Origin of the sequence: Methanococcoides orientis (assembly GCF_021184045.1) — an archaeon.
In the GTDB taxonomy this organism is placed as follows: domain Archaea; phylum Halobacteriota; class Methanosarcinia; order Methanosarcinales; family Methanosarcinaceae; genus Methanococcoides; species Methanococcoides orientis.
The window spans coordinates 2,343,752-2,358,487 of the sequence record NZ_CP073710.1; the positions used below are offsets into that span (position 1 = coordinate 2,343,752).

The following is a 14,736-nucleotide window of genomic DNA, read 5'->3' on the forward strand; positions in this document are numbered from 1 at the left end:
TTTTCCCAATTAATTTTAAAGGGAAGTTATATTGAATTGGAACAGCAGCAGGCAGTTAAAGATGCTAACGGGATGCGAGGGTTCATTGAATCTGATCTGAAGTCATTGGAGGCGGTAAACCTTGACTATGCTATGTGGGATGATTCTTATGAATTCATTTTATCCCATGATGAAGAATATGTCCGATCCAATATGGTCGTAGATACTTTTGCGATCATTCCGCTTGATCTTGTTGTTTATCTCGATTCTTCCGGGGATGTCGTTTACGGGTCAACTTTTGATGAACAAAATAATGAGCTGAAGCCATTATCTGGTGATATACTGGAGTTTCTGTCATTTTCAAATTGTCTGACCAGCCCTGCAGACGCAAATTGTAGCACATCCGGTTTCCTTAATTTGCCGGAAGGTTTGTTGCTTATCTCCTCATGTCCAATTACAAAAAGTAACGGTGATGGTCCGGTTTGCGGAACTTTGTTTATGGGACGTTTTTTAGACTCTGATGAACTATCCTATCTTACAGGAGATTCGGGTATTTCGATAGAGCTACTACCTCCAACTGATCCACAGCTACCTCCGGGAACTTGGGATGAAGGTTCTTCTGACGTTTTCATAGAATCTGTTGATGAAGATGTGCTTGCAGGCTATTATTTGATACATGATGTTTTTGGTGCTCCAGCAATGGCTGCCAAGACCACAACTCCTCGTTCGATAACAAAACAGGGGTCAGAGACATTATATTATTTTATTCTGGCACTTCTCTTTGTGGGTGTTGTTTTTGGTTTTTTGCTGATGTTCTTCCTGGACAAGACCGTGCTTAGGCGTATCTCAATTCTTAGTGAGGATGTACAATACATTGGAATGGGTAAGGACTTCTCTTCCCGTCTGCATATGCTGGGTGATGATGAACTTTCCTACTTATCTGATTGCATAAACTCGATGCTACAGCAGCTTGAAGGGACGCACAAAGATATACTAAAGCACAAAGCTAAGGACAGTGCTATTCTGAAAGCTATACCGGTTTTGATCATTCAAATGAAGCCTGATGGTACCATCCTACACCGCAATTATCCACAGAATGATGATCTGTTTCTCCTTTCCTCTCTGGATGTTAACAATATCTATGATGTCCTCCCTGAAGATGCTGCAAAGCTTGCGAGAAGGAGGATGCAGGATGTTGTCCGGTCTAAGGAAATTGGAGTTGTAGAATACAACTTCCCTGTCGGGGATCGGATGTTTAATCTTGAATCAAGAATCCTGGCATACGGTGAAGAGGATGTGCTTGCGATAATTACGGATAATTCTCATCGCAAAGCTGCAGAATATGCTCTTATACAGGCAAAACTGGAAGCTGAAGCTGCAAGCCGTACAAAGTCTGAGTTCCTTGCTAACATGAGTCATGAGTTACGCACTCCCTTAAATTCAGTTCTCGGCTTTTCAGATGTCATGTTGTCCGGTACTTTTGGTGAATTGAACGAAAAACAAAAAAAATATGTGTGCAACATCTATGACAGTGGTAGTCATCTTCTTGGGATCGTCAATGATCTCCTTGACATATCAAAAGTAGAAGCCGGAACAATACATCTGTCATATGAAAGAGTTGTTGTATGCGATGTGATCAGAAATGTAAGGAGCCTCATAGCTCCACTTGCAACTAAAAAGAACCTTTCTGTTACTGTGAGCGTTGATCTGGAAGATGTTTCTATCAATGCTGACAGGGGTAAGCTCATCCAGATTCTCAATAACCTTGTGGGCAACGCTGTTAAGTTCACACCGGATAACGGGAATATAACACTTGGTGCAAAAAAATCCGGTGAATATCTTGACTTTTTTGTGAAAGATACTGGTATTGGTATTGCTCAGGAAGATATCGGTAGATTGTTTATGCCATTTGTTCAGATTGATTCATCGACTACCAGGGAGGTGGGAGGCACCGGTCTCGGTCTTTCTCTTGTGAAGAAGTTCGTGGAATTGCATGGTGGTTATGTACAGGTGGAAAGTACGGAAGGGGAAGGAAGCACCTTTACGGTCTCCTTGCCATTCGAAAGGGATGTTAGCACATCCCTAAATGAGCAGAGCTAAAAAGCTCAGGCGAGCATTGTTATCTGCTCAACACCCTCTATCAATGAGTCTACTTCTTCTTCTGTATTATATAATGCAAAGGATGCCCGAACTGTCCCTTCAACTCCCAGCATGTCAACGGACGGCATTGCACAGTGGTAACCGCTACGAACACAGATCTTCCTGGTCTCGTCCAGTATCATGGCAACATCATGCGGGTTCATACCTTCCACATTGAAAGGGACGACTCCTGTCCTGTCCTTTGGTCCGTAGACCTCTACGCCTTCGATCTCTGCAAGACGTTTTACAGCATCTGTGGTTAGTTCCTTCTCGTATTTTTCTATATTTTCTACACCTATCTCCTGCACATACTCAACAGCTCGGCCAAGGCCTATAACTCCCGGGATGTTCGGTGTACCTGCTTCGAACTTTGAAGGAGAAGGTTCCAGCTCATAACCTTCTGTAGTGACAGCATGGACGGTGCCTCCGCCAATGTAGGTTGGTTCAAGGACATCAGGATCTTTGATGCAGAGTATTCCCGTTCCCTGTGGGCCGAGCAGTCCCTTGTGTCCGGGTGTGGCAAAGAAATCGCAACCTATCTTTTTGATGTCCACAGGCATATGTCCTGCTGACTGGGACCCGTCCACTAGTACCATCGCGCCGTTTTTCTGTGCGATCTGTGTTATTTTCTCAACATCTCTGATCGAGCCGAATACATTGGATACGTGGTTGACAGAGACGAGCTTTGTCCTGTCAGTAATTGCAGCATCAACATCTTTCGGGTCCACACATCCTTCCCTGTCGGACCCCACGATGGTTATCTCGACACCTTTTTCCTTTAATCTCATCCAGGGTAGGAGATTGGAATGATGCTCCACAAGGGTTGTAACAACGTGGTCGCCTGCTTTCCACCGGATTCCAAGGGCGACCATGTTAATACTTTCACTTGCATTTTTGGTCAGGACTGTGCTCTCTGGTGTAGTGTTCAGGAAATCTGCAACCCTGTCTCTTGCATCTTCATAATTATCAGTAGTTTGCCGGGCTAGCCTGTGAGCTCCGCGGCCATGATTTGCTGCGTACTTGAAGAAGTAATCATTCATGGCATTAACTGCCGGGACAGGCGTCTGGGTTGTAGCGCCATTGTCCAGATAGATCACTTCATCAAGGACTGGGAAATCTTTGCGTACGGAATGAATATCATACATACACTTCCTTACGCAAGATAGCTAAAAATATGTTTTGCAGGCGTTATTTTGCCAGCATTCCGCCGAGAATGAACTTGCAAAGTTCCAATTCTTCAGCATTCAGATTTTCAGTGGTTTGGCCACTTACAACTGAATGGTATTTCCCGTTTTCTTCACATCGTCTGCATTCATCACTTATTTTCGTGATTTTTCTCATCATATATTTCCTCCTGTCTCTTCAATTAAGTTTTTAAAAATTTAGCCTGTTGTATATGGCTTAAACATAACATTATGTTTCTATAATATATAGTCCTTTTGGGTAATGTATTTCTCAGTTTTGTCGCAAGAAATATAAGTTGCAAAAGACTTCCGATTAACATGTCCCATATCCCAATCGATCGATCATTACAGTATATGGATGGTACGCAGCGAGTTTTTGACGAGGAGACAACTCTTGGTAACACCAAACCCCACCTTGAAGAGATAGGGGTTACAAGGATAGCCAGTATCACCGATCTGGACCGGATAGGCATTCCGGTATTCTCTGCCATCAGGCCTTCAGCTGCAGAAGGTGCTATTTCTATCTATTCCGGTAAAGGGGCAAGCGAGACACAGGCAAGGATCTCGGCTATGATGGAGAGCTTTGAGAGATGTCTTGCGGAGCGTGTAGGCGTAAATGCTGATATTGTCGAGGATGTTCTCGCAGAAGAGTTCATTGAGTCTGTTGAAAATGCAGCAAAGGAATGTGAACTTCTTGATCCGCATAGCCTTCTCCTGGCCGAGCCTCTACCTCCTGAAAGCCTGGTAGAATGGACTCAGGCCTGGGACCTCTTACGTGAGAAGGAGGTCTATGTCCCATCAAATGCAGTATATCATCCATATGATTCTCCGGGAATGTCCGCAAGGCTTTTCAGAAGCAATACCAACGGCCTTGCATCGGGAAATGTCATAGAGGAAGCAATATTGCACGGTCTGCTTGAGGTCATCGAGCGTGATGCATTGAGCATTGCCGAGTTCAACAGAAATCCGGGCAGGGAAATTGTCCTTACCGAAGAGGACGGTATCAACTATGAGCTTATGAAGAAGTTCGAATCGAACGGAGTACAGCTCAAACTATGGCTACTTTCACATGATACAGGCATAACCTCTGTTGTGGCAGCTACAGATGACCTTGACCTGAAAGATCCTGCTTTGCTTGTAATGGGTGCAGGTTCACACCTGAAACCTGAGATCGCAATACGGAGAGCCATCACCGAGGCTGCCCAGTCAAGGGTAGTGCAGATCCACGGTGCCCGCGAGGACACTGACAGGGAATCTTTTGTGAGGCAGATAGGTTATGAGCGCATGAAGAGGATGAACAATTTCTGGTATGAAGGAGCCGACTCCGTCACAACCGGACAATTGACTGATATCTCCAGGTCAACTCCTGCAGAGAACATCGATGTTGTTCTCGATGAACTGCGCAAGATCACTGACAGTGTCATTGTGGTCGACCTTTCTCGCAAGAAAGTAGGTGTTCCTGTTGTAAGGGTAATAATTCCAGGATTCGAGCAGTACACGCTTGACCGTGAACGTGTAGGCCATCGTGTGAGACAAGGACGCAAACGATCCACATCTGGCGAGAAACCCTGGAAAAGAAGGTTCGGCAAACAAAAGTGATCCAATGAGAGCAGTTATCTTTGCAGGTACGAGTATCAGCCATGAAGATTCAAAGGCTATCCTTGATGCAGTTTACCTGCCACCTGTGGCAAGAGGCGACATCGATAAGGTGTCAGGTCAGGACTATGATGTAATTGGTATCATCGATGGTGTTTTCTTTGACAGGGCTGCAGTAGCCCACAAGGAAATAATCCGTGCGATGAAAAAAGGTATCAAGGTAGTTGGTGGATGCAGTATGGGTGCGTTGCGTGCTTCTGAGCTTGACAGTCATGGCATGATCGGTGTGGGCAAGGTCTATAGCTGGTACAGGGATGGTGTCATCGAGGCGGATGATGAGGTTGCAGTGACAACAAATCCCGAAACCTTTGAACAGGTCTCAACACCCCTTGTTAACATAAGGGGGACCTTCAGGGAAGCAGTTGTCAAAGGCATTATTGATAGTGAGATCTGCGAAGGTCTTATCAGGATAACAAAAAGCATCCACTATCCTCAGAGAAGTTACCTTGGAATAATTAAAAAAGCAGTTGAGGAAGGACTTCTGGAAGATCGTGAGCCTCTTCTGGAATATTGCAGGAACAATGCTTCAGATGTAAAAAGGGAAGATGCAGTATTGGTGCTTCAGAAGGTAAAAGAGATCCTCGAAGCAGGCAAATAAATCTTATTCATCTTTTTTTTCGTGGTGCTCATGTTTAAGGTTGCAGCTGTCATGTTCGATCCTGCCGCAAACTCCTATGGTTGGATGTCCCATTGAATCGCAAATGGCATTTATGGCCTTTTTTGACACATAGCCTTCAAACCTTGCAACCTCTGCACACGATTCCTCTGCAGTGAGCCCGTAATGGTTAAGCATCAGGCTAAGTATCCTGTGCCTTCTCAACAGGAAGTGTGCATAATCCTTTCCTTTCTCCGTAAGACTGAAACCCCGGTAAGGAACATGGTTGACATATCCTGATGAAGCAAGCTCATTGATAGCTTTGGTAATGGTGGAAGGGTCCACGTTCATGTGGTTGGATATCTCGGTGGTGCGTACATTGTCACCCCTTTCAAAAAGGTATTTCAGGTATTCGATCTTCCTTGGCGAAAGTTCCAATCCTGTTATATCATCCATATGGAGGATTATACACAGATTTATTTAAAATTTGCGTGGGTACCAAAGATCCGTCTGTTTTATTTGCAACTTTCGTGTTTGTCTATGAAATGGTCAATGAGGGCACGTGAGATGCTCTTCTTTCCCGGAAGCTTCGGAATGTCATCCACATGGAACCAGCAGGCATCTTCGATCTCATTAGCATCGACTTCGATCTTCCCTTCTGCAAAGTCCGCTGTAAATCCTATCATTAGCGAGGACGGGAAAGGCCAGGGTTGGCTTGCAAAATAGTTCAGGTCCTTTATGGAAACGCCAACTTCCTCCTTTATTTCCCTGTGAGCTGCGTGCTCGATGGTTTCCCCGGCTTCTACAAAGCCTGCCACAAGGCCATAGACTCCATCAGGGAAATTCTTTGAGCGGGCCATAAGAAGGTGATCTTCCCTTTCTATCAGTACTATGACTGCAGGGCTTATCCGCGGGTACGTTATGTGGTTACAATTATGACATTGCATTCCGGTTTCTTCCGGTACGTAGTGGGCAGCTCCTCCACACAGTCCGCAATATCGGTGGGTGCGGTAAAAGTCAGCCATTTGGACTGCCCTGGAAGCGATACCGAGCATTTCCTCATCAATTGCACCATAGAGGTCGTGCAGGCCAAAGTACTGCATATTTCCTTCTTCAAGTTCTTCCTTAAGTTCAAAACAGTAACATGGTACTCCATCAAGTGTTCCGATGTAGATAACTTCAGTGCCGTCGGAGATATGCTTTTTTTGATAGCATGAAAAATAGTCATCAGGGTGTCTTTCAGCATCTATCAATATCTTTCTTTGATGCACAGGGAAATAGAGTGCTTTTCCTTCTGTATTGCTCTCATCGCCATGGAACACCAGTTCTTCAGTTGCAAAAGAAGGTCGGTACTGTGTATTCATTGATATCACTTCATAAGGGATGTTTTGAAAGGTGTTCACATCTAATGCATATAGTCTTTCCCTTGATCTTTAGAATCCGATATTGCTGGTGTAGCTGCTCCACAGGTACAATGTGGATATGCCCACAATAGCTATCAGTAACATTGTATTTCTTGAGCGGTAGTAGAGCTCCTTTGATCCGGATATCCTTACAAGGACCAGCTTGTTGAGCGTACTGATGATCCCTGCTATCACTGCGGTCTGTGCAGCCACACTGTATGATACGTTCCCACTGAATGCCAGTGCAGCAACGGATGCAGTTACAGCCGAACTGCTGACAAGTCCGCCAAGTGCCGATGCATAGACTCCGGCAGTACCGAGGAATTCGCTTGAAATGCTGGTGATGACAAGAAGCACTGTGAAGATCGCACCGAACCTGAAAGCAGGTTTCAGTGCAAATGGTGAACCGATCTCCAGCGGTTCGGTCATAATATCATTTTCTTTTCTTCTTATTATGACGATCCCGGTCGTCACGATGAGCATTGCCAGTTGCGGAGGTAGCATCATGAGCATTGTACTTGCACTGGGATCTACTATCAATGCGATCAGGGTGTTGCTGATTATCATTGAGATGTTTGACATCAGTATCCCGATGTACAGTGCGTCCATCAGGGTGGATCTGCTCTTTGACATGTTTGCAAGTGCAGCGGTGGTTGCCTCACTGCTTATGAACCCTCCAAATAGTCCCGAATATGTTATTCCTCCCCGGGTTCCAAATCTTTTGAGGGAAATGTAACTGACAAAACCGATGAACATGACAAGTACCACGATAAGGATTGCCGATTTCAGGTTCAGAACTCCCATTACAGGTTCTTCCGGCATCAGTGGATAAAGAATGAAAGCGACCACAAGGAACTGGACCGCATTGAGTATTTCCTCATCTGAGAGATGTTGTGCAAAGGAGTGAAGCGGTTTTTTCTCAATTAGCAGTAAAGTAATGAGCACAGCTATTATAATGGCAAAAAGGTAACGTCCCGTGGCTACCAGCACACCAAGCAAGTAAGTTGAGAACAGGGCGATGGAACTTGTCATCCCAAGCTTTCCGCTGGCTGTGTATATCCTGTATACGAGCACAAAACAGGAGGCTGCAACCAGTGCCGTGGTAATCTGCAGTATGGCGATATTCATCACCTCTGAAACATAGCTTGCAAGCATGCCGCTAAGACATACTATTGCAAACGTGCGTACTCCTGCGAAAACTTCCTGATCCTTGCGTCGGTGCTCCCTTTCTATACCTATCAGTATTCCTATCAAAAGGGAAAGGATCGCTTTTGTCAGAAAATCATATAATTCAGGGTCCAACCCAAGGTCAAATGTTAACACAACGCACCCTCAAAGTTGTAAAAGAATCTTGTTTTCGATCACTTTATATTAATAATATATATCTCATGAACCCTTATAGTGTTTTTGAAGTCTTTACGATATTGCCATCAGTTCTTGCATTCAGAAATCAATATTTAGCATTTAGAATTACCATTTGCTTAATAGATGGCTCAAAAGGGTGGGAGGTCCTTAATTTGATCGTTCAGCAGATATTTACAAGTGGAATAGCTCATAGTTCATACCTTCTTGGTGGTAACAATGCCTGTGCAGTGATCGATCCCGGTCGCGACATCGATGTTTATATGGATGCTGCGGCTCAGATGGGCTGGAAGATAACACATGTCCTTGAAACGCATCTGCATGCGGATTTCATTTCCGGTCACATGGAAATTCAGGCTAAGACCGGCGCATCGATAGTAGTTCCACGTTCTGCAAATTGCAAATTCGATGCAATGGAAGTCTCAGGTGGTGATTCCTTTGGGATCGAGGACATGATCATAGAGGTTCTGGAAACTCCGGGACATACGCCTGAACATGTCTCCTATGTGGTGACCGACAGTTCACGCGGTGAGGTTCCTGTATGTGTCTTCTGTGGTGACACTCTTTTCGTAGGTGATGTTGGCAGGCCTGACCTGTTCCCGGGAAAAGCTGAAGAACTGGCCTCGAAACTCTATGACAGCCTCCAAGGGAAACTGCTGGAACTGCCTGATTTTTGTGAGGTATATCCTGCACATGGTGCCGGCTCATTATGTGGCAGGGCAATGGCTGCAAAACGCAGTACGACCATCGGCTATGAAAGGCTTTACAATTATGCATTGAACATAGGTGACAGGAAAAGTTTCATCCGTTCACTTACGGAGGATATGCCTGCAACTCCAGACCATTTCAACAGGTGTAGCGATGTTAACAGGGCTGGTCCGGAAATTATTGAGGATCTTCCTCCATTGAAAGCAATACCTTCGGAGGAGTTCCTGGGGCTGCTGGATGATCCTGACAATATAGTACTTGATATCCGGTGCTATGAGGCATTTGGTGGTCGTCACATACCAGGTTCATATAGCATTGACCTTAACAGCAATTTTGCCACGTTCTCAGGCTGGCTGCTACCGCCTGACAAGAATATATTGTTGATTGTAGATTCTCCCGAAAGGGCTGCGGAGGCAGCTATCTGGCTTCACAGGGTTGGCCTTGACAGAATAGTCGGCTTCCTTGATGGTGGAATGCACTCCTGGTCCATGGCAGGTCTTCCCACAGAACATCTCTGTCAGGTATCGAGCTTAGAGCTTGACAATATGGTGAGGGACGATGAGGATTTCGTTCTTGTGGATGTTAGGGCAGTTTCTGAGTTCAGTGGCGGGCATATACAACATGCCATCAACATTCCGGTACACGAGCTCAGGGATTCTTACAAGGAACTTGACCCCGATGCAAAGACAGTTGTCATCTGTGGAAGCGGACAGCGTTCAAGTATGGGTGCAAGTATCCTGCAACAGAAAGGTTTCAGTGATGTACACAATGTTTCCGGTGGGATGACCGGTTACAATGCTGCAGGATTTGGCCCAGATTGTCCGCTGTGTGCACTTCCATGGCTGTCTTCCGGGAAAGAAAAGAAAGATGGATGAACTATACTTCCGAGTTTTCTCAAGTACCAGTTTATGATCAAATATTTGAAGAGAAAGTGAAGTATCAGCTTCGCTTTCTCAATGCCAGATAAGCACATCCTAATATTGTCATCAATATACCATTTGACAGTAGTGGAAGAGACATGCTTTCAGATGCTGTTTCTGTGTTTGATTCCACTGTGCTGTTTCTCACCGTTACATCCGCTAATTCCGAACTTGGATCTGTAACTTCTATTTGTTGTGCAGAACCAACAATGGCAAAAGGTGAAAATCCGGGGGTTGTGGCTTCAAAGTAGATATATTCCATATCTTCGTTGAGTATCGTGGTAGAAAGCTGTGTCCATTTTCCATCATGATTCCTGCATAATGTTATTGTTGTTTCATCAATATCATTTTCAACGATCCATGACTTGCTGACCCTGAACCCAATGACCGGGTCCACAATATTGGTCTCTGTTGCAAAACCTGCTTTCCCAACCCAAATATTCATGTGCTGATAGGCCATGCCTGGTGGATTTTCGGTAACAAGTGTTGATTTTCCGTTAAGGACTTCGATAGTTGCTGATACTCTTCCTGAGTTCTTCAATGAATAGAATCCAATGTACTCGATCTTGTCATCTTCCTCTTCGAAGTGATAGATAATCTCTGAATCTTTATTGGTAAATATGGTCTTCACTTCTTTCAGTGCAATATTCCCGAAGGCTTCACCGGTGTTGCCTGAACCTCCTCCGCCGGATGAAGATGAGCTGGTTTTACGTGGAGTACTGGGGAGTGGGGGTATATCAATCGTGAAATTAACCATTGCTGATCCCACATTGCCTACTGTATCGTTGGCGAACACGGTGACATTATGTTTACCTTCTGGCAAAGTTAGTGTAATGTTTGGGGTAAATGTATGATTGCCTGTGGAATTGACGTTGTACATCCAGGTATTTACTTCTAAATTTGCAGACACGTTCAGGAAGATCGAACCTGTGCTGTAATTGTAACCTTCCTGCGGTTCATCTACCGTTATGCTGAAAACAGGTCTGTCAAGGACAGTAATATTCGTTGAATTTGTTACACTACAATTGCTTGCCAATATTGTAGTGTTGCCCGTAATGTGTGCGGTAAAGAGTCCTGAGGTTGCATTAATGGTACCAACAGTCTCATTCTGACAACTCCAGACAACATTAGCATCAATTGGATAATTATACTGGTCGAATGCTTCCTCGTTGAATTGCAAAGTTTCTCCTGCATATATGGTATCATTTACCGGATCAAGTATGATCTTTGCAACATGCGGCTCATCAGTAAATGCCTTGATGCAGATGCTTGTATTTTCATATGATTCCGTTATGTCGGACCAGGAGGTGCCATTCGGACTTACATATCCTTCACCGGGATTGGCTGTTGCTTTGCTACTGTAGTTTGGTCGTTGTTTCTCTATTGCGACAAGATTGGCATAATCCGGGTCAGTGAAATTGATCACAACGGAAAAATTCTGATTAGGTTTGAGTATAACAGTTTCACTCAGATCGAGCGTATGGTATCCTGCATACTCAAAGGTACCGGATGTGAAATATTCATATCCGGAAGAGTTGATGGGTCCTTTATCCGGATTTATATATATGTATAGTTCATAGTCCGTCATCTCATCCGGTGTGTAGAAACTGACTGCATTTAGATATTCGTTGGAGCCTGCTGTAAAAATGTTTGCAGCCCATGAAACATTGATAGTTTCATTCTCATATCCCATGCTATCTGTATATCCCAATGGGTCGTACTGGTAGATATTATCGTAATTATCCACCTCCTCCGCACTGACAAAGACTGCTATCTGATCCATGTCACGATTAAATGTTTGTTCATAATACGAGATATAGAAATACCCTTCATCACCAACACTGGTGTTCCAACTGTTCTTACAGATAAAAGCACCGTCTCCAGGAGGTATGATATTAAAATTTTCTTTTGGATACGAATCGTTCCAGCCCACCAGGGCAACAGCGTGACCTCCTACATAATTAGTCTCATTATAATAGTAAGTCAGAGCGTTGTCATCAAATCCAGTCCAATTGACAGCAAAAGAAGAGTATACTGCTCCATATTTCATGACTGCATTTTTCAAAAAATCATCATCATGTGAAGTTTCATAATCCCTATCTGGAAGGTAGATGACCTCTTGAACATGTTTTCTTTCAGGGATGCTGGTATCAGAATAAATTGATGTGTCGTTATATGGGTCATCGGATTCATTTACCGGCCCGGTCCAGCGGGTCAGGTATGCTAAGGCTTTATTGCAGTTTCCACCATCGATATTGGGGTCCTGATCATATCCTTCTGAATAATTCTCTGACATTATGTTCTTAAGATGGTTCTCGGAAAAGTCATAAAATCCGCTATCGGGGATCATGCATGATTCTAGAGATGCATATGCAGCAAATGCCCAGCAGCTTCCTGATGTTGCCTGATTCCTTACAGGAGTTACCCTGCTCTCATTGCGAAGGTCGTAATATGAAGGTAAGGTTTCTTCAGATGCTGATAAAAAGAAAATATCATTTGCATCGGATGAATAGGTCCTGTATATATGTGAATTGTCAACCGGGGATGGAATTAGGCCATTTACAGGATATCTTTCTTTTATTGATTCGCCTGTGCTTAGCGATGATGATTTTATGAAGTCCTGCCTATCCTCGTTTTCTTCCAGTTTTTCCATATACTCAATGAATGCCGGATTAAGGGGGGCCAACTCTGGTGCTGGAATTATAGTTTCATTTATTGCAGGTGAATTATCGTCTGAAGGAATAGCAAGTGCAACATTAGCTATACAAAATATTAATATTGTCAGTGTAATTATTGTAACAGGTCGCATAAGAACAAATCCTGATTGTTGGAAAATTCAAAGGGAACATATATTGTTGGCTAATTCCGAACTTGGTAATATAATATTATTAAAATATAATTGGTCAAGTCGGTAGCTACACATAGTAAAAATAATAGTATTTATATATTATTATAGCTGCTTATAAAGTTCAGAATACATATATAGAAAAATACAAAAGAGTCACATTTACTTGTGTTTTCTCTTTCATGGATATTTTCCTGGTCAAACGTTGTTCTTCCTCTCAAAGGCTATGCTGTGTCAGCCCGAATCCGCGATCCTTGCTCAGGTTTATGCTCTTTGGTCGGTAGAGATCCCCTGCTTTCCAGGAATTAATGGCTTCTTGTACCGTACCATCAGCACCCACGAAAATATCAATGTCATTCTTGTTCAGCAGGTCAACGATCTTCTGACCGACCCCGGAACACAGGACGATATCAACTCCATTCTTGACCAGCAGTTCATGTGGAAGCCCCTTCCCGCCCACGTGGACACTCGTGTTCTCAATGATCTCAACTTCTTCTGTTTCGCTGTCGTAGATCGTATATGTTGCAGCCTTTCCGAAATGGAGTTCGATGTCATCATCCAATCCGCCTTTTTCCGTGCTGGGTATAGCAATTTTCATATTCTCACCTTTTCTCTGAAAGAATATGTTCTCACTGTTTGATATACTTCTGCATCATGTAAACTTTCAGTCATCTGGAAGTGCACTATCGGGCAATTCAGAGCTTGAAACGGGACCCTGCTGGAATAGGCACAAAAGCATTCGGAAATTTTGTTCTGATGGTATCAATATTCGATGTGCAGTGTCCTGCACCTATGAACTCAAGTCCTTCCAGCAGATCGTATTCCTGGCTATCATGCAATCCCCCTATGATGCCACTGACATTACCCTCGTTTTCTGCTGCTCCTATAATGGCCTCTAGTCCCGGATGTGCACAGCCTGTGATTACATATATTCCGGTGGCCGTTTTGAGCATAAGTGACTGCTCCTTCGGGTTATTTCCGAGTTCACCTGTAGAAAAGACGTTGTTGCATATCCTGCATTTTTCGGTGACCTCGTGCAAAGTTGAATGAGCTGACATCTCATTTTTAAGTTTCTCTGAAAATGATGCAGGAGCATAAATTTCGAGGTCAGGGTTAGCATCCAGTATTTCCGGAACACCTCCGATATGGTCCCAGTGCTGGTGGGAAAGTACAAGGATGTCGATATCCTCGATCGGGATGCTAAGTACTGAAAGATTGTTCCTTAAAGCACAACCGTTCCATCCGGTGTCGAACAGTATTTTCCGGTCTTCGGTTTCGATATAACTGGAAAATCCCCAGCCCTTTTTGAGGCCAGTCTTTGCTTCATTGTCATAGACGATGGTAATTTCCATCACATTTTCTCCAAGCCGAAACGTTTCTTCAGGTAATATCCGGAATAAAGTGCTCCTGCAGGATTATGTGTGAGTACCCGGTCCTTTACAATGAATGTAGTAACAGGTGCTTCAGAATGCTTGTTGAACAATATATCATGACCCATGCAGAGTCCTACGATGATATTAAGTTCGGTACCTGCGCGGTTGAGCATCATTGCCTGTGCAATGGGGTTGCAGGTAGTTTCCCTGCCGTCTCTGATCTTGTCCAGTCCGTATTCTTCCTTGTCTACACCACATATCTTGCAGCAGACGGATTCAACAATGAAGTCCTTTTCAAGTATCTTACAAAAGGTCCTGGCCTCGTTCTCAAGGCCCACGCAAAAAGCGACTCCAAGCTTACGATATCCCATCTCTTTTGCAAAAAGGACCAGCTCTTCAAGCCTTGTTTTCTCCATGTAGAAGTTCGCCTCTATCTTTGAAGCTGCCTTCATCATCTCAAGGTCTTCTGAAGCATATTCTGGTTGTACTTCTCTTGGAGTGCAATCTTTTCCCTGTCTGCATCTTCTTGTATCACAGGACGCACATTTCATGACCTGTTCACCTCTTAAAAG

13 protein-coding genes are annotated in these 14,736 nt (G+C 44.0%); 4 read left to right on the forward strand and 9 right to left on the reverse strand.

Annotated elements, in window-relative coordinates; translation table 11 throughout:
* The first annotated feature begins 36 nt into the window (after positions 1-36).
* A complete protein-coding gene (locus tag J7W08_RS11405) occupies positions 37-2,079 on the forward strand; it encodes a CHASE4 domain-containing protein (RefSeq protein ID WP_233084557.1) in 2,043 nt (680 codons plus the stop codon).
* Between the two features lie 5 nt (positions 2,080-2,084).
* Here the strand turns inward: J7W08_RS11405 and J7W08_RS11410 are convergent, their stop codons facing one another.
* Both J7W08_RS11410 and J7W08_RS11415 read right to left on the reverse strand, forming a co-directional pair.
* Positions 2,085-3,263, reverse strand: coding sequence for a cysteine desulfurase (locus J7W08_RS11410; protein ID WP_233084558.1), 1,179 nt, complete (start codon positions 3,261-3,263; stop codon positions 2,085-2,087).
* Positions 3,264-3,306: 43 nt separating this feature from the next.
* Positions 3,307-3,462 (reverse strand): hypothetical protein, encoded by a 156-nt coding sequence (locus J7W08_RS11415; protein ID WP_233084559.1) that lies wholly within the window; start codon positions 3,460-3,462, stop codon positions 3,307-3,309.
* Positions 3,463-3,620: 158 nt separating this feature from the next.
* On the opposite strand from J7W08_RS11415, the gene J7W08_RS11420 reads away from it, so the two are divergent.
* Together J7W08_RS11420 and J7W08_RS11425 are read left to right on the forward strand one after the other, a co-directional pair.
* Positions 3,621-4,901: a YcaO-related McrA-glycine thioamidation protein gene (locus J7W08_RS11420; protein ID WP_233084560.1), complete on the forward strand. Its 1,281-nt coding sequence runs from the start codon at positions 3,621-3,623 to the stop codon at positions 4,899-4,901.
* 4 nt (positions 4,902-4,905) lie between these two features.
* The gene (locus J7W08_RS11425) at positions 4,906-5,556 is read left to right on the forward strand and encodes a TfuA-related McrA-glycine thioamidation protein (RefSeq protein ID WP_233084561.1); all 651 of its coding nucleotides are present in this window, start codon (positions 4,906-4,908) and stop codon (positions 5,554-5,556) included.
* A gap of 3 nt (positions 5,557-5,559) precedes the next feature.
* Here the strand turns inward: J7W08_RS11425 and J7W08_RS11430 are convergent, their stop codons facing one another.
* From J7W08_RS11430 to J7W08_RS11440, 3 genes are all read right to left on the reverse strand, one after another.
* Positions 5,560-6,009 carry a metal-dependent transcriptional regulator gene (locus J7W08_RS11430; protein ID WP_048193596.1) on the reverse strand — a complete coding sequence of 150 codons (450 nt, stop codon included), beginning with the start codon at positions 6,007-6,009 and terminating at the stop codon, positions 5,560-5,562.
* A gap of 59 nt (positions 6,010-6,068) precedes the next feature.
* Entirely contained in the window at positions 6,069-6,917 is an 849-nt protein-coding gene (gene nudC / locus J7W08_RS11435; protein ID WP_233084562.1) for an NAD(+) diphosphatase, read from the reverse strand.
* A 69-nt stretch (positions 6,918-6,986) separates the two neighbouring features.
* Positions 6,987-8,279: an MgtC/SapB family protein gene (locus tag J7W08_RS11440; RefSeq protein ID WP_233084563.1), complete on the reverse strand. Its 1,293-nt coding sequence runs from the start codon at positions 8,277-8,279 to the stop codon at positions 6,987-6,989.
* Between the two features lie 194 nt (positions 8,280-8,473).
* Between J7W08_RS11440 and J7W08_RS11445 the strand changes: the two genes are divergently transcribed.
* On the forward strand, positions 8,474-9,901 hold the full coding sequence (locus J7W08_RS11445; RefSeq protein ID WP_233084564.1) for an MBL fold metallo-hydrolase: 1,428 nt from the start codon (positions 8,474-8,476) through the stop codon (positions 9,899-9,901).
* 64 nt (positions 9,902-9,965) lie between these two features.
* On the opposite strand, the gene J7W08_RS11450 is transcribed toward J7W08_RS11445, so the two are convergent.
* The 4 genes from J7W08_RS11450 to J7W08_RS11465 form a co-directional block, all read right to left on the reverse strand.
* Positions 9,966-12,755, reverse strand: a complete 2,790-nt coding sequence (locus J7W08_RS11450; protein WP_233084565.1) for a PGF-pre-PGF domain-containing protein — start codon at positions 12,753-12,755, stop codon at positions 9,966-9,968.
* Between the two features lie 253 nt (positions 12,756-13,008).
* A complete protein-coding gene (locus tag J7W08_RS11455) occupies positions 13,009-13,389 on the reverse strand; it encodes a NifB/NifX family molybdenum-iron cluster-binding protein (RefSeq protein WP_233084566.1) in 381 nt (126 codons plus the stop codon).
* A 97-nt stretch (positions 13,390-13,486) separates the two neighbouring features.
* On the reverse strand, positions 13,487-14,143 hold the full coding sequence (locus J7W08_RS11460) for an MBL fold metallo-hydrolase (RefSeq protein WP_233084567.1): 657 nt from the start codon (positions 14,141-14,143) through the stop codon (positions 13,487-13,489).
* A complete protein-coding gene (locus tag J7W08_RS11465; protein WP_233084568.1) occupies positions 14,143-14,715 on the reverse strand; it encodes a DUF1847 domain-containing protein in 573 nt (190 codons plus the stop codon). The genes J7W08_RS11460 and J7W08_RS11465 overlap by 1 nt, the downstream gene beginning before the upstream one ends.
* Positions 14,716-14,736: the final 21 nt, after the last annotated feature.